Source organism: Parvularcula sp. IMCC14364, assembly GCF_030758415.1.
Classification (GTDB): Bacteria; Pseudomonadota; Alphaproteobacteria; order Caulobacterales; family Parvularculaceae; genus Aquisalinus.
This window is the reverse complement of sequence record NZ_CP132334.1, coordinates 2,936,888-2,957,494: the sequence shown is the minus strand read 5'-3', so window position 1 is coordinate 2,957,494 and position 20,607 is coordinate 2,936,888. Positions and strand designations below refer to the sequence as shown.

Sequence of the window (20,607 nt, the reverse complement as noted above, 5' to 3'; positions counted from 1 at the left end):
GAAAGCCTATTCCGTAGGGATAGCTTCCAGATCACCTTCTTCTGTCTCAATGACCACAGGCTCCATTGGAGCAGGTGCCGGGAAAGGCACATTCATGCTGCCTTGGGATTGAAGGTAGGCCAGAATGTCTGCCCGTTTTTCATCCTTGCGGATGCGCTGGGCCATGCTTGTGCCTGGAATATAACTGGAAGAGTTTTCAAGATAGGCGTCGAGCCGTTCATACGTCCAGACACCGCCGAACTCCTGCAATGCACCTGAATAGGCAAATCCGGCAACTGACGCGACCTGTTTGCCCACAATGCCGTGCAGGTTCGGCCCTGTACCATTGGCCCCGCCTTGCTCGAAAGTATGGCAACTGCGGCAGATGGCAGCGCTGCGTTCGCCGCGCTGGGCGGTCGCATTGGCCAGCAATGTGCCAAGGTCTATCTCGGGTTCTGCAGCAACAGCACTGGCATCGAATGAAAACTCAATCGGGTAAGCCAAGCCCAGCGGGTTTGCTTCATCATGATGCTCGTCGCCGTGATGGCCGCCATGATGGGCACCGCCAGAAAAAGTGTAGACAAGAATTGGCAGGCCAACGAACAAAAGCGCTGCAGTCAGAGCCGCCGCCGCCAGCTTGTTGCCAAACAGTGGATCCTGGTTGTTATCCGCCATGAAGTATACCTTTATGCACAAAACAGGGCATAGCCCGTCTATTTCCAGCGCTGTTTAGAGGCCTTCCCCATGGTTTGCAACGGGGCACTTGCACTTATTGACCCGTTCGGTATGTGGGTTTCCTTTATTAAAGCGGGTTGCAAAAGATATGACAGCAAAACTGATCGCCTTTCAGGGGGAGAAGGGTGCCTTCTCAGAAGTCGCGTGCCGGCTGTATGCGCCCGCTTTTGATCCATTGCCCTGCGCTACTTTCGAGGCCGTTTTCGATGCGGTGGAATCAGGGCGCGCCGAACTGGCGATGGTGCCGGTTGAAAATTCGATCGCAGGTCGCGTGTCTGACATTCATCACCTCTTGCCGCAAACAAGCCTTCAGATCGTTGAGGAGCGTTTCCTGCCGGTGCATCACCAACTGATGGTGGTAAAGGGGGCTGATCCTGAAAAAATCAAGACAGTCCGGTCCCACGCGATGGCCTTGGGTCAGTGCAGGAACCTGATCCAGCGTCGGGGGCTGGTGCCCGAGATTGCCGGTGATACTGCCGGAGCCGCCCGTATACTGTCAGAAACAGGTGAGACAGATGTGGCGGTCATTGCCTCTGATCTTGCGGCGGAGAATTATGGTCTGGAAATTATCGAGGCAAATATTGAGGATGCGGGGCACAACACGACGCGGTTCCTGAAAATGGCAGCTGATACGGAATATCCGTCGATAGATGCTGAACGGGTTATTACAAGTTTTGTATTTCAGGTGCGGAACATTCCCGCGGCTCTTTTCAAAGCCCTCGGCGGTTTCGCTACAAATGGTGTCAACATGACCAAGCTGGAAAGTTATCAGCAGGATGGTCGGTTTGAAGCAACAATGTTCTGTGTAGATATTGATGGCCATCCGCAAGCAGAGAATGTCAGGCTTGCGCTTGAAGAGTTGGGATTTTTCTCAACATCGCTGAAAATTCTGGGTGTCTATGAGGCCGACCCCTTCCGGGGTTAGAATTACTCTCAATAATAGTTGGCAGGGACACCATTTTAAGATTGTGCAGGGTGCGCGGTTTGGATAATGACGCTGGTTCATGGAAACAGATGCTGAGTTGAGGCGCGTTGTTGCTGTCATCCTGATGGGCGGCAAGGCTTCGCGTTTGGGCGGGCGTGACAAGGCCAGTCTAGTTGTCGGGCGCAAGACTTGTCTGGAGCATGTGCATCAGGCATTAAGCACACACGCTGAAACAGTTTATCTGAGTGTCGCTTCTGACAACAGGTCGTTTTCCGAGACGGCATTGCCCTGTATCAGGGACATGCAGACGGGCGGGCTATCGCGCGGCGTGGCAGATGTGATTTTAGGCTGTCTGCGTTTTGTGCGTGAAAACACGGATGCAGAATATCTGCTGACATCGCCTGTGGATACCCCGTTTCTTCCGCCAGATTATGCCAGCAGAATGAGGGCGGTTGCACAGGGCGCACAACCCGTGGTGGCCTGCGCGCATCAGCGTCTGCATGGGTTACATGCCTTGTGGCCTGTCGCAAGCGAGGTGGAAATTTCACGTCTTGTAGAAGAAGTTGGCATTCGGAGAATATTCGCACTGCATGAAGAAATGAAATCCATCCAGGTTGATTTCCCTGTCGTTCATAATGTTGATCCATTCTATAACATCAATACCGAACAAGATCTGCGTGAAGCGCGGGTGTTGGCGGAACGGATTGACAGTTCATTATTTCGATAAGTCTTGACTAAAAATCCCTATACGTCATTTAATCAATGCATGTTGACGTCTAAATTAATTGCCCTGCGTGTTGGTATGATGCAGTGTTAATTTTTTCATGATTCTGAATGTCCGAGGTGATGAGTATGAAGGGTTGCAATCGACTTGTGGACACAGGGCGCAGGCACTTTCTTCGCGGTGGATCTCTGGCGGTGGCGGGCGCGGCTGTGACAGCCTGTGCCGGCGAGGAAACAGTTGTCACCGTGATAAAGCCGTCAACGGCTTTGCTGGCCTATCCGTCCAACCGACTCGCTAATCTGTCAGGGCTGGAAATCAATGAACCTCTTTATGTATCGTATCCGGACGAAAAAGCACCTGGTGTATTACTCAAACTTGGCCAGCCGGTTGAAGGCGGGGCCGGGCCTGACGGGGATGTTGTCGGGTTTTCCATCCTGTGCCCGCATCAGGGATATGCCATGAACTATCATCAGGAAGACAGGACCATGAACTGCCCAGGCCATTACTCGCGTTTCGATGTTGAGGCTGGTGGGCAGCAAGTGTGGGGGCAGGCCAGTCAAAACCTGCCGCAATACCTTCTGCGTGTGGATGACAAGGGCGATATTTATGCCGAAGGCGTTGATGAGCTGCTGTATGGTCGCGTTTCAAACGTGCTGGAGGGGTAAGGCATGGCGTATAAAAGACATATTGACCGCCTGCCAATTATTCCAAAAGATGCGAAGAGACATAATGTCGTATGCGGATACTGTATCGTCGGGTGTGGCTACCAGGCTTACACTTGGCCAATGAACAGGGAAGGTGGCGCGTCGCCTACGGAAAACGCACTGGGCGCTGACCTGTCAGACCAGCAACTGACCGCGAGTGATGCCTGGTACACACCTGCGATGTATAATGTTGTCAAGCAGGATGGGCGGGATGTGCACCTTGTTGTCAAACCCGATGCCGCTTGCTCAGTTAACGGCGGGCTGAGTTCCGTACGTGGCGCGCGCACTGCTGAAACACGATATTCAATCGTCCGCCAGACCCAGCAGCAACGACTGACCAGCCCGCTCGTCTGGCGCTATGGTAGTTGGCAGCCGACGAGTTGGGATGATGCCCTCGATCTTGTGGGGCAAGTAACGGCGCGGATTGTCAAGGAAAAGGGCGAGGATGAGTTGATCGTCTCCATGTTCGATCATGGTGGTTCTGGGGGCGGATATGAAAACACCTGGGGGACGGGCAAGCTCTATTTCGAGTCCATGAAAATTCGCAACTGTCGCATCCACAATCGCCCGGCCTATAATTCAGAAGTGCATGCCACACGCGATATGGGCGTTGGGGAGCTGAATAACTGCTATGAAGATGCCAGCCTTGCAGATACTATCTTTGTGGCCGGGGCCAATTCACTTGAGACGCAGACAAACTATTTCCTGAATTACTGGGTGCCCAATATGCGCGGCGCATCGCTTGGCAGCAAGCGTGAGCAGTTGCTTGACGAAGCGCACGCCCGCTGCAAGGTCATCGTCGTTGATCCACGCCGCACCGTGACGGTCAATGCCTGTGAGATCGAGGCCGGCAAGGAGAATGTGCTTCATCTGGCGATCAACAGCGGCACTGATCTTGCATTGTACAACGCCCTTTTCACTTATATCTCGGAACAGGGCTGGACGGACTCGGCGTTCATCAACCAGCACACGCGGGATTTTGACGTCGCACGAGATGCCAACCGAACGTCACTTGAGGAAGCGGCTGAAATAACCGGTTTGTCCACAGGCCAGATCAGGCAGGCAGCGGAATGGATTGCGATGCCAAAAGAAGGCAAGCGCCGTCGTTGTATGTTCGCTTATGAAAAAGGCCTGATCTGGGGAAACGACAATTACCGCACCAATGCTGCGCTGGTGAACATGGCGCTTGCGACGGGGAATATAGGTCGCCCTGGTGGTGGCTGTGTGCGCCTTGGTGGTCATCAGGAAGGGTATGTTCGCCCCGGAGACGGATTTATCGGCCGCCCGGCTCCGTATGTTGATGAACTGCTGATCTCTGGTAAGGGCGGGGTGCACCATGTCTGGGCATGTGACCATTACAAGACAACGCTCAATGCCACTGAGTTCAAGCAAGTCTATAACAAGCGTACCAATATGGTGAAGGAATCCATGGATGCGAGTGCGGGCAAGACACGCACAGAGCAGGTCGATGCCATCATGGCGGCGGTCAATGCTGGTGGCCTCTTTGTCGTTGATATGGATATTATTCATTCACAGATCGGGCAGGCCGCGCATGTGATCCTTCCGGCGGCGGAGGCTGGTGAGATGAATCTGACTTCCATGAATGGCGAGCGACGGATGCGCCTGACAGAAAAGTATATGGACACCCCCGGGCAATCACGGCCCGATTGCCTGATTGCGGCGGGCATCGCGCAGAATATGGCACGTGTCCTGCGCGATATGGGGGATGCTGACTACGCAGATCAGTTTCAGGGCTATGACTGGAAAACTGAAGAAGATGCCTTTATGGACGGCTATCATGTAAATGCTGGCGGTGGCGAGCATGTGACCTATGATCGATTGCGTGCCATGGGGACGAATGGCTTCCAGGAACCTGCAACCGGCTTTGCGGATGGCAAGATTGAAGGCACGAAGCGTCTTTATACCGATGGAAAATTTGCTACCGAAGATGGCCGGGCGATATTCAAGGCAGCTGAATGGCGGGGGCTGCAGGCGCCCGGCAAATCCGCTCAGAAGGCAAAGTACACATATCTGATCAATAATGGACGCGCCAATGTGGTCTGGCAGAGCGCTTTCACAGATCAGGACAATGACTTTGTGATGGACAGGATGCCATATCCGTTCATCGAAATTCATCCTGATGATATGCGCGAGATCGGCGTTGGTAAGGGTGATCTTGTGGAGGTCTATAATGACTCCGGTGCTACACAGGCGATGGTCTATCCCACGGGCACAGCGCGCAAGGGTGAAACTTTCATGCTGTTTGGTTATCCAACGGGGCAGCAGGGCAATGTCATCAATGCCGGTACGAATGAACTTGTCATTCCCAACTACAAGCAGACATGGGCGAATATTCGGAAATTATGCGATGCGTCGGAGGCGGTCTCACATCTCAGCTTCAAGTCGAAAGAATATACGGTATAGGGGTTTGGTCTCGCAATTATCTGAAGCTTATTGTGAGGCAGATGATTTTTGAGCGCATACAGTGCGCCTATTGCGGTGATTATTACAAGTCTCCACAATTAACCGTCAATTAACATAGTGTCTTGTCCGTAATGCATCCCTCTGATAGGCTTAAATTTCTTGGGGGAGTTCATTGACATTTAAGTGCCTGTATGGCCGTCCCCATAATGTGTTGGCGGGATAATTCTGTATTCTGAATTTATGAGTATCAGGATGCGAAAATCCCTCAGGATCAGGTTGAGACAAGGTGTCAGTGTACGCCGAAATTCCTGTGGTTTTTGCTAGCTGGCGGCAATTTGTTTTGCTGCTGCTGACATTCTTGTGCGTTACATCTGGAAACTCCGTTTTAGCTGATGAACCAACGTTACTGGGGTCAGAGACCTGCGGCAGTAGTACCTGCCATAATGCAGCAGAACCATGGATGAATTCCGCCGTTAATCAGAATGAATATGTGATCTGGCGTGACAGGGACCCACATGCGCGGGCATGGCGCACCTTGCAGTCGGAAGATGCACGAAACATTGCCGGATATTTTGGTATTGAAGATCCCGCCAGCTCGGCACAGTGCCTTGGCTGCCATACTACACAGATTGGCTTGGGCGGGCATGAGTCGGCATTTGATATTCGCAACGGTATAAGCTGTGAAGCATGTCACGGGGCAGCGTCCAAATGGCTGGGTGTGCACTCTGCAGGCCTTTATTTCTATGACAGAAATATCGCTGCTGGCATGTATCCTACGGCAGACCCTGAAAAACGTGCAGAAATATGTGTATCCTGTCATGTTGGCACGCCGGACAGCTACATCACGCATGAAATGATGGCGGCAGGGCATCAGGCACCCTCATTTCAGATGAATTTCCATACCTGGTTCAAACCTGACAGCGTCGATACCTATACGGATTACGCGCATTTTGAAATTGATGACGATTACCTGCAGAGAAAGCCTGTGCCTTTTGGTCTCAAGGCACTGCTTGTCGGGGAGATTGTCCAGTGGCGGCAATTCCTCACGATTATCGAGTCTGAATATTCAGAGATGCTTGGCATTTTCCCTGAGCTTGCCTTCTTCGATTGCTATAGCTGTCACTTTCAGGCGTATGATGCCGGAGGACCTGTGATTGACGGGCCGGGGGTGCGCGATACCAGTGCCCTGCCGCTGCCTTGCTGACCATAATTATTTTGTCATTGATCTGTCCGCTGAAGTGCTTGTCGATGTACCGCTGGCGCGCCGCATCGGGGACGCCCGTGAAAAAATGCGCCGCGCCGTGTTTCAGTCTCCTGATGCTGTTGAGGAAGCTGCCGGCGAAGTCATTATGCTGCTGACCGGTCTCCTGCAGGACCTCGACGGATTCCGGTTTTCCCGGGAGGACGAATTACGACTGCTTGACGAGCTTGCACGTCAGACTGAGGCAGGCAGCCTCGTAGATTATATGCCAGCCAAACAGGCGCTCTATGCCACGGCATCAATCGTTGATGGTCTCTGGCGCAGAGAAGCGATTTCGCAGGAAAGATATGATGCAGCCAGCCGGGCATTGAAGAAGGGTCTTGAGAATGATGATGATCTCGATGCCCGGAACTCTGTCGTGCTGCAACAGGCAATTATTCAGGCAATTGAAGCGCTGGATATTGATGCCGAAGCAAAGTTTTGAAGGATAGCTGATCATGATACGTACATATATTTTCTCGTCTGTGATGCTTCTCCTGATGTCTCTGACAGTATCCGGCGCCAGTGCACAGGAAGTACAGACCGAGGGCAGCGTGGCAGAGCGTACTGGCCTTTCCACGGTTGATCCGCATTCGGCAGTGTTTCAGGAGAGTGAATATCCTTCAGCTGTGCAGTGCGCAGCCTGCCATCAGAAAATCTTCTGGGAATGGGCTTCCTCCAACCATGCCTATGCGTCGATTTCTCCGATGTTTCATAAGTTTGAGCAGGCATTGAGTGAGCTCGCTTCCGGTACAATCGGTACTTTTTGTGTGCGTTGCCACCAGCAGGTCGGCACCCAACGCGGTGAGCCGCGCGAGCAGCCCCTTTGGGAGCGGTCGCTCGTTGCCCGTGAAGGGATAACCTGCATCACCTGCCATCGTGTCTCAACGGAGTTTGGCCGTGTGAATGGCGAACGCCACATTCAGCCGGGCACGATTTTTGAGCCAATGTATAATACCGGCGGGCCATCAAACTTTCCCAAGGTCGCGGCTGACAGTGATCGGTACGGCGTCATGACAGAGCCGGGTGGGGATAATACACCAATCCACAACGGCGCGATTGAGTTTGAACAGATCGAGAGGTCTGAGTTCTGTGTCTCTTGTCACCAGGTGGCGGTTCATCCGGGGATCAAACTTGAAGTGGTCTGGGAGCAGTATCGGGCGTCACCGGCAGCGGAGATGGGGATTACCTGTCAAGATTGCCATATGGGATCAGTACCCGGACGACCGAACGGGTATAAGACGGCACCAAAAGCGATCGTTAATGGGCGGATCGTTGGCGACCCGGAAGCCAAGCATTCCAACCATGCTTTTTATGGACCGGGTTATCCAATCGCGCATCCGGGCATCTTCCCGTTCAATCCGCGCTCCCTGAACTGGGAAATTCAGGAATGGCTGCTCTTTGACTGGCACACACCATGGGGTGTGCCCGCCTGGGAAGATGAAATTGAAGCCAATGGCACAGATGTCGAGTTTCCGGCAGTTTGGGCCAAACGTGAAGACCGCGAGACCGCGCGCTATATCATTGACCAGAATCAGAATTTGCTAGAGCAGAAAAAAGAAGACCGCGTTGCCGTTATGGAAAATGGCTCGCGTCTTGATGGACCGTTTTTTGACAAGGGTCTGCCGCGCGTCGGCGAGAAGTTCGAGTTCCGTTACCGCCTGACCAACATTGATGAGGGGCATAACTTGCCGTCTGGTTCACTGGGTGCGCAGCCTGAATTGTGGCTGAATGTTGTGCTGCTTGACCCGGATGGGGAGATCGTTTTCGAGTCTGGTTATGTGGACAGCCATGGCGATATGGCGGACATTCATTCTCTGGATGTGGCTGCTGGCACGGTCAAGCATGACGATCAGTTGTTCAATCTACAGACGAAATTCTTGACGACAAATGTCAAAGGCACGGACCGCGAAATGTATCTCCCGGTCAATTTCGATATTGACCAGATTCCGTTCATCCGTCCTTCCGGCGTGCCAACCAGCGTGCTCAATCACCCGCCTTTCATCCGCATGGAGGGGCGCTCACTGCCACCGTTTGCGCATCGTGATGCGGTTTACAAGGTGCCGGGGAAAAAGATCACCAAGCCCGGTAAATACAGATTGCAGGTGCGGATGCGCAGCCGGGCAGAGCCTATATATTTCATGAAATTTGTCGGTGCGACACCGGAAATGGAACGTACAATGAATGAGTGGATGATCGATCTTCATCCCTCTGCTGTTGAGTTCACAATCGAAGAGTAGGCAGTTCTATGTTGCGTTTCAATTTTCTAAAACTGCCTCTTGCTGCACTTGCGGTCTGGCCAGTGACAGCTGCCGCTGAAGAGCTCAGTGAGGCTGACAAGCTCAATCTGGCGCAACTGACAGGTGGTAGTGAAATCAGTGTGCCCGAAACGGACAAGCCTGTCGCAAACGTAGCGGAACATCTATTGCCAGAGGCCATCATTGTTGAGAGATCCCGTGCGACAGATCAGGCTTCTTTGTCTGCCGATGAGGCCCTGCATCCAACAACGGACGTCATGTTTGCTGTTGACGTTGAGGAAGACCTGTCAGCAGCGGACGACTTGAATCTTGCGCAGTTAACACCTGCTGTCAGCACACCATTGCCACGACTGAAATCGGAAAGTTCCGTTCAGAAAAGTGCTGGTATTGATTCATCTGATGAAATTATTCTCACTGTGATTAGTGAGCCGCAACCTGACTACAGCACTATCACCGATGCTTATCCTGAGCATGATGAGAAGGATGAGGATCACGGTGGGCATGACGCGGGAGGGCATCATCATGGTGGCCCCGTCCAGATGGACGACCGGGTTGAGTTGGTTGATTTCAATGCTGGCCTGTTCGGGCCGGACCCGGAGTATCCAGAACTGGAATATGATCCAGAAGCGCAAATAGAAATCTACGGCGGAAAATCAGCCGTTGATACACCGCGCCCGCTGGTCGAGCTCTGGCGCCCTCTTTATGATCGCGGTAATCTTGGCAGAGGTATCCCGCTTCTAGGGGAAAAGAACAGATTATTCCCGCAACTGCTGGTCTATGGTGATGCGCGGACGGCGGTTGCCTATAATGACGACCAGGGCCGCGATGTTGCGCAGGTTGCGGCTCGCCTTAATCTGGATGTTGATCTTAAACTGACAGCCACAGAGCGGATACACGCGTTTTTTCAGCCAATTCAGGACGGCGGTCAGTTTTCCCGTTATGAGTTTGGCGGGGGCGACAGAAACGAAAACGCTGACCCGGATATTGAAACCAGTATTGATCCGGTTACGCTGTTTTTTGAAGGCGATATTGGCGCCATGATGGCTGGCTTCACCGATACTTACCGGCCGTATGATTTGCCCATCACATTTGGTCGGGTACCGATGCTGCTCCAGAATGGTGTCTGGATGGAAGATGCGTTTCTCGGGGCGGCTTTTGCCATCCCTGCGCGAAACAGTCAGCGATTTGATATTTCCAATTATGACATCACGTTCTTTGCCGGCTTCGACGAAATTACTTCTGATGCCTTTGTGAATGACAAAGGCAAGCGCGGATGGCGGGCGTCGTGGGCTTCTTTGAATTCGATCAGGGCTACCTCGAAACAGGCTATGCCTATCTGAGTGATGGCGATCATTCGAACGGGGACCACTCATATCACAACCTGACCGCAGCATTCACCAAGCGCTATTTCGGCAAGATTTCCAATTCTACCAGAGTAATTGTGAATGTCGGACAGGATCCCGGTCCGGGTATTGAGGATACTGCTGATGGCGTTTTGTTTCTGTCTGAAAACTCTCTCATCACCAGTAAACCGCTGACATTAGTACCGTATGCGAATTTCTGGGCAGGTTTTGGCAAGACCCAGTCTGTCGCGCGCGCCGGGGCAGCAGAGGATATCCTGCGCAACACTGGCCTCACCTTTGAGTCAGATGGCCTGACCGGATATCCGACGCTTGATGCAACAGCGATTGATACAGTAGGCGGTGCCATTGGTATCCAGAATCTGTTCAGTCTTGAGCAGCAACTGGTTATGGAGGTTTCGGCCGTTGTGCCACATGGCAATAAAGAGGGGCCAGCAAAAGATGTGCAGCTCGGCGCAGGTATCCGATATCAGCGTCCGCTTTCCAATTCAGTTATCTTCAGGGCTGATGCAATGTATGGGCATTTTGGCGACGATAACGATTCCTCCACAGGGATACGGTTCGAATTACGCCGGAAATTCTGAAATTGTTTCTGTAAAGCGCATGAATGCTGGCGGCCTTATCCGGCCGTGATTGCGCAGTCGCTGTGGCAGCTGTCGCAGTTCTTGGTTGCCTCGGGTTGAGGGATTTCATTTAAGCCGGGGTTTGGTTTGGTGGCCGGTAAAGAACTGAGTTCGAATTCTCTGACGGATTTCTGGAGTTTCAAGCTTGAATGATCTTTTCGAGTATCCGTCCGAAACTGCTTGCGCAGCGATTTTTTAGGGAAGCTACCGATCATCAAAAAAGTTTTCATGCCGATATCTACTTGCATTTTTTAATTTCTTCTATCATAATTTATGATCCAACGATCAACCCAGAGACGTTTTGTAAGCAAGGAGATCAGCGGTTCGTAAACATTCCGGAACGTCCGGATATTTGTGGATTTGCGCATGCATGCAGAACAAACAGTAATAGCTGTTATGACAGTAGGGGTCGGCGGTGGACATTCCTGCTTCAGTTAGCTCGTTTCTTAAGACCTATAAGGGGCACACGCCACATTTGGTCGTTTCGCTAGATAAAGTGAGGCAAAAGTTTTACGCGCTTCGGGCTGCCATGCCAGCAGTACTTCATCACTATGCTATCAAAGCCAATCCCCACCCTGATATTCTGCGTAAGGTGAAAGAATTGGGCGGGTATTTCGAATGTGCCAGCATCCCTGAGATTGATATGTGCCTTGCTGTTGGGGCGAAGGCGGAAGAAATTTTATATGGTAATCCAATAAAGAAGGTCTCAGAAATTCGAGCCGCTTATGAGCGCGGTATTCGGCAATACGTGTTCGATGCCGAATTGGAACTGGAAAAACTAATTGAAAATGCCCCTGGCGCGCAAGTGATATGTCGTATTATCACTACAGGGTTTGGTTCAGTGTCACCACTTTCTGTCAAATTTGGCTGTCCGGAGGATAAAGCTTACGCATGGCTACTCAGAGCACACCACAATGGGCTAGTAGCTTACGGTGTGTCATTCCATACAGGTTCGCAACAGCTGGATACACAGGCATGGCGCGCGCCGATCGAAGCTGCAGGCAGATTATTTGTGCAGCTTAAGGCGGATGGGGTTGATACACTGAGCGTGCTGAACGTGGGAGGGGGGTTCCCCGTTTCCTACCGTGACGAAGTGCCACCAATATCTGCATTTGGTGCGGCCATACTCTCAGCTGTCGAGCAGAATTTTAAGGTAAAGTTGCCCATTATTTATACAGAACCGGGGCGTTATCTGGCGGGTGATGCAGGATATATCATCTCGGAAGTAGTGCTCATATCGCCATGTCACAAACGGCCGGATCATCGTTGGGTGTATCTGGATATTGGTCGCTATGGTGGGTTGGTCGAAGAAAAGATCGACTATCCCTTACTTAACGATAAAGGCGGTAAAGTCGGCCCTGTACTCCTGGCGGGACAAACCTGCGACTCAAACGATGTTATATATGCTGAGTCCTTTAATTATCATTTACCACTATCACTCGCCCCCGAAGACCGCGTGATACTTGCCCATACAGGCGCTTATACCACGACCTACTCAACAACGCTGAACGGGTTTCCGGCCTTAACCTCACAATGCATCTGAGGAGTCTTTGTTAGTGAAAAATATCTACCCTGCCTCTTTTATCAAAAAGTACCTCACACCCTCGCTGAATCCGCTTTTGTTACCTACCAGCGATGACATTATCAAAAGAGAAACCGCGGAGTATGGAATCGGTGTCTACACCCTTCATTCCTACCAGCGAGGAGATTGCATTGGTCACTTTTTAGCTATGCCTTCAAACACATTACGCCAGCATAGCCTTCAAAGAGCAATAGGCGATCATCTTGAAGACCCCTATTTCGTGGGTTATTTACTGCATAGCTGTGATCCAAATGTCGTGCTCGATATGCACCAGCAAAAAGCGTTCTGCCTGAAAGATATACAAGCGGGAGGGCCTCTTTTTATTGATTATGCTTCCACCGAGGATGTATTGTTCCGGCAATTTGCATGTGCATGTTCTGCGCCTAATTGCCGACACTGGATTACGGGAAGGAATGAGCCGGTCAACGCGGAAGGCAGGATGTATCTAGATGAAAAAGAAAACCAGTTGCTGCTTATTAACACGGCGATTTATGAAACCCGATTGGTAGGATCAATCGCAAAAAAATCGATTTAGTATGGGTTTTGGTGGAGCTAAGCGGGATCGAACCGCTGACCTCTTGCATGCCATGCAAGCGCTCTCCCAGCTGAGCTATAGCCCCGTCAAACCGGAACCGGGAAGCTAATCGCCCGTTCCGGCTTTTTCAAGTGTTTTTCAGCGTACCTGCCGACAATTAGCCGTCGTCAGAGTTACCGCCCGGCTTCTTGATGAATCCTACGCCGCTGTCTTCATCTTCTTCGTCGTCGAGCAGCGTATCGTCATTCTCGGTGTCGATATCGATGTCGTCTATCCCCTCAATCTCCGGGATGACCTCGTCATCATCATCGTCGTCATCATCGTCGTCATCGTCCAGGCTGGCCTTGCGGGAGCCGCTGGCACCATCATCCTGTTTGTCAGCTTCATCGAGGCTCGTCTCTTTATCGTCAGCAGAGACCTCTTCCACCTCGTCTGTTTCTTCTTCTTCCTGATCATCCGTTTCTGTCTGATCATCTTCAGTCTCATCCTTCCGCGTGCGCCGCGGCTTCAGGATAACTTCCGGCACAAATTCATGTGCACATTTCGGGCACAGGGCCGGATTCTTGCCGAGATCATAAAATCTCGCACTGCACTCAGGGCAGTCGCGCTTGACGCCGAGGTCTTCATTAGCCACGTAGTCACCATCAGGTTGCCAAAAACAGACGCTGGTGTTGCCACGCATGGCAGGCACTGTCAAAAAGAAAATCGCATTTTTTCCACATCCGCAAACCGGCGATACTCATGACCTTCATGGCCACAAAAAGCAGACCTTTATCAGGCAGCGTGCGCGTGCCGGGAGATAAGTCCATTTCTCATCGGGCGCTTATTTTCGGAGCGCTCGCTCAAGGCGAAACTCAAATTGAGGGGTTGCTTGAGGCAGACGATGTATTGCGGACTGCGGCAGCGCTTCGGGCATTTGGCATATCTGTAGAAAAGAGGGGCGCGCGCTGGACTGTCGAAGGCAACCCTTGGAAAGCGCCTGCGCGGTCGATTTACGCCGGTAATGCAGGCACAGGTGTGCGCTTGCTGATGGGAGCAGCGGCGGGCCAATCTATTGCTGCAACATTCGATGGAGACGCTTCCTTGCGGAAGCGACCCATGGGCCGTGTGCTGGATCCGTTGCGCGACTTTGGTTTGCAGGCGGAGGATACAAAAGGGGGGTTGCCTGTCAGCATTTCACCTTCCATTTTGCAGGCTGGCACATATCGGCTCCCTGTTGCTTCGGCACAGGTTAAATCTGCAGTTCTTTTGGCCGGGCTTGGCGCAGAAGGCGTAACCGTGATCGAAGAGCCTGTACTATGCCGGGATCATACAGAGCGTATGCTGAAGGCTTTTGGTGTTCGACTTGATTCTGAGCCTATGGCGCAAGGGGGGCGCCGCATTACCATGCAAGGGCAGCAGGCATTGCAGGCGACATCTGTCACGGTGCCGACGGATCCGTCCTCTGCCGCGTTTCCCGTTGTCGCCGGGGTGTTGGTGCCAGGGTCTGACATCGTGGTGGAGCAGGTCTTGCTGAATCCGCTGCGCTCAGGGTTATTCACAACCTTGCAGGAAATGGGAGCGGATCTCAGCTTTGAAAACAAGCGCGAGATCAGTGGTGAGCCTGTGGCTGACATTCATGTGCGTTATTCCCTGCTCAAAGGCGTTGATGTGCCTGCTGACAGGGCACCATCAATGATTGATGAATACCCCATACTCGCTATTGCGGCCGCGACAGCTAGCGGCACAACCCGCATGAACGGCCTGGCGGAGTTGCGCGTCAAGGAATCAGACCGCCTGGCGGCAGTTTCAGCTGGCCTTACCGCCAGTAAAGTGCAGCATGAAACGGGTGAAGATTGGCTCAGTGTCACAGGTGGCTCTGTCTCTGGCGGGGGCGTCATTGAAACAATGATGGATCATCGCATCGCCATGAGTTTTCTGGTCATGGGATTGATAAGTGATGACCCGGTCAGCGTTGACAGTATAGAGATGATCGCAACGTCCTTTCCCGAATTCATCTCATTAATGGAGACGCTGGGCGCATCCTTCCGGCGGTAAAGAAGCGGGATAGCGATATTCAGACTGGGGCATCACGCAAAGTCGGAAAATGCAACCGGTTCGCTGTTCAGGCGTTTACCATCAGGATACTCCTATGAAAATCAACGCAGTCCCTTTTCTCCTTCTTTTTCTATTGGCTTTTTTGCCAGTATCGGCTCTCTCGTAGGAGGCGGATACGCCTGCTACGGTTATAGAACAGGCGCCTGCTGCGCGCAGTGATGCGCAGATCAGTGAGCGGATGGAAGCTATCTTCAGCGAGATTGACTCTCTCTCGGCGGTCGATATTGCAGTCTCTGCAGGCGTAGTCACCCTGTCCACATCAGCTGCACCACAGGTTGCTCTGGAAAAGTCGGCGGCGCCGAAGGTGCCGACAAGCACGATGGCGATAGATGTCTCTCCTGATACGGATATAACAAGAAAGGTTGAAGAAGAGCAGCGTGAAGAAGGCGGTGCCGGTTTGCTTACGGAAGATGGTCCAACTGAATGATCGCCTTATGCCTTTTCTTGACGCGTCTCCCATGCAGCCCGGCTGACAGCCCAGACGGGCAGGACATATTCCTTGAAGTAAAAAATTTCTTCTGTTTTTTCCTCGCCAAGGCGACGTGCCACAGCCTGTGAGTTAAGGTTTTTGTCGTCAATCACAGAAATAATGCGTGTAAGAGTCGGCCTCTGAGCGAATATCCAGTTTATCGTCGCGGCAGCAGCTTCCGTTGCATAACCTTTACCCCAAGCGTGTCTTGCGAGCGTCCAGCCTACTTCCAGACCGGGCCATCCTTCTGGCTGCCATGGGCCAACGCGACCAAGAAACTGTCCTGTTGACTTTTCTTCAAGGGCGAAAAAACCAAAGCCGCGCCACTGCCAGTGGCCGATGATAGTGGCCATATATCGCCATGAGTCGTCCCGGTTCAGTGTTCCGCCAATAAAACCGGCGACCTCGTCATCTGCCATCATGTCGGCATAGCTGTCGAGATCGCTTTCTTTCAGGGCGCGCAAGATAAGTCTGTCTGTTTCAAGTTGTGGTATATTCATCGGATTTCCCGGCTGCTGGTCAGTGCGCGTGCAATTTCAATAACTTTACGCGCATTACCAGCCCAGGTCATGTCCCCGTCATGGATTTTCTGGCGCGCCGCTTCTCCCAGTGTGTCTCGCAATGCTTGATCTGTATTTAACCTGTCTAGCGCGGCAAAAAGGGATGTTTCGCTATCCGGTGCAAACAACAGGGCATCTTCACCATCTTTCAGCACTTCCTGGATGTTACTTTGGGCGGGCGCCACGATGGCTTTACCGGCTGCCATATATTCGAACAGTTTGAGCGGCGAGGCATAGGCTGTGACGCGTGGCTGGAGGGCAATATCAAAACTGGCCACAAATGCTGGCAGGTCGCTGCGTTGGACAACGCCGGTAAATGTGACCTGCTTTTCAATACTCAGCTTAAGAACTTTTTCCTTCAGGTGCGGCAGGTGTGGGCCGTCGCCCACGATCAGGCAATGGAGATCAGGGTCATCTCGGGTGGAAAGATACTCAAGAATCATATCGACGCCATGCCAGTCGCGTACGAATCCGGTAAATCCGAGCACTATCTTGCCATGAAGGTTATAGCGTAGCTTAATGGCCTCGCCGTCAACATGTTCGTATTGATCTGCATGAATGCCATTGGGCATGACACGGATTTTCTTCGGGTCAATGCCTGTTTCGATTAAAGTTTGCGCCAGCGCTTGCGTGACCGGCAGAAGCATATCTGCGCCGCGCCAGACTTTTCTCTCTGCCCAGGCCGCGAGCCAGCCCAGGGCGAGTCCGCCATGTTTCTGGCGTTCTTCTCGCAGGGGCGCATTGACTTCCAGAATAAGGGGAAGGCCGGTCTGTTTTTTCAGCCACAATCCGGCAAGAAAAAAAAGGTTGTAGCGCTCATAGATAAAGTCAGGTTTTGCCAATCTGGCAGCTCTGCGCAATCGCCACCAAGCGGGCACGGAATAGGCAAGTTCCAGCACTTCATAGGCGAACTTCGGGAGCACCGTCTTCAGGCCGCTGCCTTCTCCTGCCCCTGCGTCCATTTTGCGCCCGGGCGATCTACTGAAATCTTCGATCCCGTCCGGGCTACAAATGGTCAGGTCGCACCCTTCTGCGGCCAGCGCCTGGGTGAGGGCTTCAATATGCACATACTGACCGTCGGCAGATCGTGTGCGGTGACTGTAAAGAATCTTCATGTGCTCTTCCATACAGGTTCCGGGTTTTCAGGCGCTTAAGAAAACGAAATGTGGCATTCTTTTGTCGTGAGTTTTCTAACCAAACCCAGAGATCACACAATCGCGTGACATGATGATGTTGCTACTAGCACATATGTTACCCTTCATCGAAGGAGACACCGTATGTCTGAAAAAAATCACATCGCTGATCTGTTTTCCGAAGTTCGCGATCTTTCAGCGCAGGCAGATGAGCTGGGGTTGCGTGAAGTCAGGGCCATACTGGACTATGCCTGCGACAGGCTGGTGCTTGCGTATCATCAAAGCATACCATCTGCTCAGGCTGAGGCTGATACTTTGTGTTGGAACAGGGACGCATGGCCATCGGCAACGGCTGTTTTGCTTGAGATGAAAAGTATGATCCGCGCCATGGAGGCTGCCGAAAGCACGCAAATGTCAGGTGCCGCCGGTCAGGACTGAGTGCCGCTTGCAATCATCACCCTAACAGTATCCGCGCCGTCCATTTTCTCTCCCCCCTGGATGCGTTGCGGCCAGAAGCCCGCAGGCATATGCACTATGCCGCGGGCTTCGCTTTTGATGGGAAAGTTTTAGTCTGCAAGATGCTTCAGGAGACGGGCAATATCACCGGGCAGCATGGAATCAAGCATTGCGTAACGCACCTCACCATCTGAGTCCACAAAATAGAATTGGCTTTGGTGGTCCATGGTGTACCCCAGAGCTGACTCAGGCATGGGAACTTTCTGGGTATAAACGCGCATGGCTTTGGTCGAAGCGCTTATATTTTCAGGCGTGCCGGTCAGGCCGAGGATCCTGTCGTCAAAGGCCAGATGCGCCTTCAGAATTTCCTGCGTATCGCGTTCAGGATCTATTGTGATGAACAATGCCTGTATTTTCTCATCCTGACGGCCCATAGCCTCAAGGCTGGCTGACATTGTGCTCAAGGCTGCCGGACAGACATCAGGGCAACTGGCAAAGCCGTAATAGATCAACATGGGCTTGCCTTCAAAACGCTTGTCCGTAGCTGGCTGTCCATTGTGATCCACAAGCTCGAATTCGGCCGAAAAAGCATCTGAGAGTTCTATTACGCCCGGCTGCCGCAAGGGATCATCATTGCTGCATCCGATAAGAGCCAGCGTCATCAGAATTCCAGCTAGGTGTTTCAAGATCGTCTCTCCATTTCAAAAAAGTCCCTCCGGTCAGTGTATTCCGGCTGATCCTGGTGCATTTAAGTAAAATATAGGGCGCACCCCTAATTCGGGGGGTGCCCGATCATCTGAAAGCTACATAAAAGATGTTATCGGTATTTCCAGAGGGAGGGGAGTGCTCATGGCCAAAGGGGATAATCCGGACATTTCATCGCAGACATTGACGCCGCTGGAGTCGCTTGATGCGCTGGAGCTGGCGATGGCCGCCACCTCCATAGAACAGGCATGGGAGGAAATGCAGGGCAGGCTGGCAGCAGCCGGGTTTGAAAATTGCGCTCTTGCCATTGCCCGGCGCAGTGCCGAGGCTCCGATTGGTCATCCTGATACCCGGTTCTGGGGTACGTTTGTCTCGGACCGTTTCCTGATCGAGATGGCAGCGAAACCCGAAGTTCAGCGCCTGTCACCACCTTTACAAATGTTGCGCCGTTCTGCACGGCCGATTGCCCTTTTCGGGGACGAAGTGAGGGTGCCGGAAAAAGATGATAACGCCCGTGCCTATAACAGCATGATGAAGGCGCATGGTATTGTGGGCCGCGCCATCGCGTCATTTCATGCACCCTCTGCAGATTGCCTGATGGCTGTTGGCTGGTGGGATTTTGATGATGCGCAGCGTGCGCAGACGCATTGGGAACAGGCCGGCGGGGCGTTCTGCCTCGCAGCCACATATTTTTGTCAGGGCATTCTTGATGCGTTTAATCCGTTGGAACGTCCGGTTGAGAAACTTTCTGTGCGAGAAAAAGAATGCCTGCTCTGGGCGGCCCTTGGGCGCCGGACGGGCGAAATCGCCGACCTCCTGGGTCTCGCAGACACAACCGTGAACGAATATCTGAACAGGGCTATGAAAAAACTGGGCGCCAAGACACGCTCAGAAGCATGTACGCGCGCCGTGATCTGTGGGATTTTGAAGCCTTGAACGCAGATAGTGCGTGGCCCTGAAAAATCGGGACATGATCATCTGGCCATAGTGTGAAATAGAGGTGGCAAGGATACGTTTTCGTATTCAGGTGGCGGTGTCCGAAGGAAGCTCATATCGGGGGAGAGAGTGAACTTCTTGTCGCTTTAAGCGCCAGACACCGCCATCTTCACCTTAAGTATCATTCAGGATATTGTGCAAGAGCCGCGACACGGGCTCTTCGATCAGTGACAGACTTGTTATCCAGTTTATGCTTTCAGGTGGCAGTTCCGGACCTTGCAAGCCTGCAGGCGGCCTGACGTGCGAAAGCAAGGGTCAGTGCCTTGCGCCGTGCAGCTGCCAGAGGGTTTTCGCGGGCGTTGCGACACATGGCACCGCCGAACTGGTCAGCCAGAATCAAGCCTTCATTTTCTGGCAGAATGTCCTGTGGAAAATCTGTGCTGACAGCGAAAAAGAACATGTCGCAATACTCAATATAGTCTGGCCATTTCATGTCGATGGCGAAATCCTCTCGACAGGATTTTACTTCAATGATGAGCAAGTGCCCTTTGGGATTCAGGCCTGCAAGGTCTGCCCGGCGACCATTTGGCAGATGAAACTCGGTAAGTCCCGCATATCCCATATCCGCAAGTAGCCGCATCGCCCCGCGCGTGACATGTGCCGTCACATCAGGCCGAAGGCACGGAGCGGGGTCAAATGGATCTTTTGCCAGCATATCGTTCTGCATTTGTTAAATGCAGCATCAAACCATTTGCTGGTCAAGGCGTACCGTGCCTTTCAGGTCAGCCCTGAAATTCCGGCAGCTTTACGACAATGCCGTTGAGTTCATCGGAGATCTTGATCTGGCAGGAGAGGCGGGAGTTCTCATGGCGGTCCTGAGCGAAATCGAGCATGGACTCTTCCATGGGGTCAGGCGTGCCAACCTTGGCGAACCAGTCACCTTCCACATAGACATGGCACGTGGCACAGGCGCAGGCACCACCACAATCCGCATCGATGCCGGGCACCATGTTCTTTACGGCAGCTTCCATAATGGTCAGGCCATTGTCTGCCTCTACTGTATGCTCGGTGCCATCATGTTCGATGAAGTTAACTTTCGCCATGTGCTGTCTGTTCCTGCTGTCTGATCAAGCAGCGCATGTAAGGCCTTGCCGGTATTTT

Annotated in this window: 23 protein-coding genes and 1 tRNA gene; 15 read left to right on the top strand and 9 right to left on the bottom strand. The window is 52.5% G+C overall.

The features are described from left to right. Window positions 1–6 precede the first annotated feature (6 nt). A complete protein-coding gene (locus RAL90_RS13810; protein ID WP_306251618.1) occupies window positions 7–654 on the bottom strand; it encodes a cytochrome c family protein in 648 nt (215 codons plus the stop codon). A gap of 148 nt (window positions 655–802) precedes the next feature. Between RAL90_RS13810 and RAL90_RS13805 the strand changes: the two genes are divergently transcribed. The 9 genes from RAL90_RS13805 to RAL90_RS13765 all read left to right on the top strand — a co-directional run bounded on the left by RAL90_RS13805 (window position 803) and on the right by RAL90_RS13765 (window position 10,934). Then, entirely contained in the window at window positions 803–1,639 is an 837-nt protein-coding gene (locus tag RAL90_RS13805) for a prephenate dehydratase (RefSeq protein WP_306251616.1), read from the top strand. 79 nt (window positions 1,640–1,718) lie between these two features. Further along, window positions 1,719–2,366, top strand: a complete 648-nt coding sequence (locus RAL90_RS13800) for a molybdenum cofactor guanylyltransferase (RefSeq protein WP_306251614.1) — start codon at window positions 1,719–1,721, stop codon at window positions 2,364–2,366. Between the two features lie 125 nt (window positions 2,367–2,491). Continuing rightward, on the top strand, window positions 2,492–3,028 hold the full coding sequence (locus RAL90_RS13795) for an arsenate reductase (azurin) small subunit (protein WP_306251612.1): 537 nt from the start codon (window positions 2,492–2,494) through the stop codon (window positions 3,026–3,028). A 3-nt stretch (window positions 3,029–3,031) separates the two neighbouring features. Then, on the top strand, window positions 3,032–5,491 hold the full coding sequence (locus RAL90_RS13790) for an arsenate reductase (azurin) large subunit (protein WP_306251611.1): 2,460 nt from the start codon (window positions 3,032–3,034) through the stop codon (window positions 5,489–5,491). Between the two features lie 286 nt (window positions 5,492–5,777). After that, window positions 5,778–6,695: a multiheme c-type cytochrome gene (locus tag RAL90_RS13785; protein ID WP_306251609.1), complete on the top strand. Its 918-nt coding sequence runs from the start codon at window positions 5,778–5,780 to the stop codon at window positions 6,693–6,695. Then, entirely contained in the window at window positions 6,673–7,176 is a 504-nt protein-coding gene (locus tag RAL90_RS13780) for a hypothetical protein (RefSeq protein ID WP_306251607.1), read from the top strand. Before RAL90_RS13785 ends, RAL90_RS13780 begins: the two co-directional genes overlap by 23 nt. 13 nt (window positions 7,177–7,189) lie before the next feature. Next, on the top strand, window positions 7,190–8,971 hold the full coding sequence (locus RAL90_RS13775; protein WP_306251605.1) for a multiheme c-type cytochrome: 1,782 nt from the start codon (window positions 7,190–7,192) through the stop codon (window positions 8,969–8,971). Between the two features lie 8 nt (window positions 8,972–8,979). Then, window positions 8,980–10,329 carry a hypothetical protein gene (locus RAL90_RS13770; RefSeq protein WP_306251603.1) on the top strand — a complete coding sequence of 450 codons (1,350 nt, stop codon included), beginning with the start codon at window positions 8,980–8,982 and terminating at the stop codon, window positions 10,327–10,329. Continuing rightward, window positions 10,263–10,934 carry a hypothetical protein gene (locus RAL90_RS13765; protein WP_306251601.1) on the top strand — a complete coding sequence of 224 codons (672 nt, stop codon included), beginning with the start codon at window positions 10,263–10,265 and terminating at the stop codon, window positions 10,932–10,934. Before RAL90_RS13770 ends, RAL90_RS13765 begins: the two co-directional genes overlap by 67 nt. Window positions 10,935–10,969: 35 nt before the next feature. Here the strand turns inward: RAL90_RS13765 and RAL90_RS13760 are convergent, their stop codons facing one another. Then, complete coding sequence (locus RAL90_RS13760) at window positions 10,970–11,221, bottom strand: hypothetical protein (protein WP_306251599.1); 252 nt, start codon at window positions 11,219–11,221, stop codon at window positions 10,970–10,972. A gap of 167 nt (window positions 11,222–11,388) precedes the next feature. Between RAL90_RS13760 and RAL90_RS13755 the strand changes: the two genes are divergently transcribed. Further along, entirely contained in the window at window positions 11,389–12,516 is a 1,128-nt protein-coding gene (locus tag RAL90_RS13755) for a type III PLP-dependent enzyme (protein WP_306251597.1), read from the top strand. 13 nt (window positions 12,517–12,529) lie between these two features. Beyond that, window positions 12,530–13,090 carry a hypothetical protein gene (locus RAL90_RS13750; protein WP_306251596.1) on the top strand — a complete coding sequence of 187 codons (561 nt, stop codon included), beginning with the start codon at window positions 12,530–12,532 and terminating at the stop codon, window positions 13,088–13,090. Between the two features lie 9 nt (window positions 13,091–13,099). Here RAL90_RS13750 and RAL90_RS13745 read toward each other — a convergent pair. Then, window positions 13,100–13,175, bottom strand: a tRNA-Ala gene (locus tag RAL90_RS13745). A gap of 72 nt (window positions 13,176–13,247) precedes the next feature. Further along, window positions 13,248–13,772: a TIGR02300 family protein gene (locus RAL90_RS13740; protein ID WP_306251594.1), complete on the bottom strand. Its 525-nt coding sequence runs from the start codon at window positions 13,770–13,772 to the stop codon at window positions 13,248–13,250. Window positions 13,773–13,831: 59 nt separating this feature from the next. Here RAL90_RS13740 and aroA point away from each other — a divergent pair, with 59 nt between their 5' ends. Together aroA and RAL90_RS13730 are read left to right on the top strand one after the other, a co-directional pair. Next, window positions 13,832–15,127 carry a 3-phosphoshikimate 1-carboxyvinyltransferase gene (gene aroA, locus RAL90_RS13735; protein ID WP_306251592.1) on the top strand — a complete coding sequence of 432 codons (1,296 nt, stop codon included), beginning with the start codon at window positions 13,832–13,834 and terminating at the stop codon, window positions 15,125–15,127. A 238-nt stretch (window positions 15,128–15,365) separates the two neighbouring features. Continuing rightward, a complete protein-coding gene (locus RAL90_RS13730; RefSeq protein WP_306251590.1) occupies window positions 15,366–15,614 on the top strand; it encodes a hypothetical protein in 249 nt (82 codons plus the stop codon). Between the two features lie 5 nt (window positions 15,615–15,619). Here the strand turns inward: RAL90_RS13730 and RAL90_RS13725 are convergent, their stop codons facing one another. Both RAL90_RS13725 and RAL90_RS13720 read right to left on the bottom strand, forming a co-directional pair. Beyond that, window positions 15,620–16,156 (bottom strand): GNAT family N-acetyltransferase, encoded by a 537-nt coding sequence (locus RAL90_RS13725; RefSeq protein ID WP_306251587.1) that lies wholly within the window; start codon window positions 16,154–16,156, stop codon window positions 15,620–15,622. Beyond that, the gene (locus RAL90_RS13720; protein ID WP_306251585.1) at window positions 16,153–17,331 is read right to left on the bottom strand and encodes a glycosyltransferase family 4 protein; all 1,179 of its coding nucleotides are present in this window, start codon (window positions 17,329–17,331) and stop codon (window positions 16,153–16,155) included. Before RAL90_RS13720 ends, RAL90_RS13725 begins: the two co-directional genes overlap by 4 nt. A 162-nt stretch (window positions 17,332–17,493) precedes the next feature. Here RAL90_RS13720 and RAL90_RS13715 point away from each other — a divergent pair, with 162 nt between their 5' ends. After that, the gene (locus tag RAL90_RS13715) at window positions 17,494–17,787 is read left to right on the top strand and encodes a hypothetical protein (protein WP_306251583.1); all 294 of its coding nucleotides are present in this window, start codon (window positions 17,494–17,496) and stop codon (window positions 17,785–17,787) included. 128 nt (window positions 17,788–17,915) lie between these two features. Here the strand turns inward: RAL90_RS13715 and RAL90_RS13710 are convergent, their stop codons facing one another. Next, window positions 17,916–18,491: an SCO family protein gene (locus RAL90_RS13710; protein ID WP_306251581.1), complete on the bottom strand. Its 576-nt coding sequence runs from the start codon at window positions 18,489–18,491 to the stop codon at window positions 17,916–17,918. A gap of 163 nt (window positions 18,492–18,654) precedes the next feature. Here RAL90_RS13710 and RAL90_RS13705 point away from each other — a divergent pair, with 163 nt between their 5' ends. Beyond that, window positions 18,655–19,446 carry a helix-turn-helix transcriptional regulator gene (locus RAL90_RS13705; RefSeq protein WP_306251579.1) on the top strand — a complete coding sequence of 264 codons (792 nt, stop codon included), beginning with the start codon at window positions 18,655–18,657 and terminating at the stop codon, window positions 19,444–19,446. Window positions 19,447–19,702: 256 nt separating this feature from the next. On the opposite strand, the gene mmcB is transcribed toward RAL90_RS13705, so the two are convergent. Next, window positions 19,703–20,173 carry a DNA repair putative endonuclease MmcB gene (gene mmcB, locus RAL90_RS13700; RefSeq protein ID WP_306251577.1) on the bottom strand — a complete coding sequence of 157 codons (471 nt, stop codon included), beginning with the start codon at window positions 20,171–20,173 and terminating at the stop codon, window positions 19,703–19,705. A 55-nt stretch (window positions 20,174–20,228) separates the two neighbouring features. After that, entirely contained in the window at window positions 20,229–20,549 is a 321-nt protein-coding gene (locus tag RAL90_RS13695; RefSeq protein WP_306251575.1) for a 2Fe-2S iron-sulfur cluster-binding protein, read from the bottom strand. Window positions 20,550–20,607 lie beyond the last annotated feature (58 nt).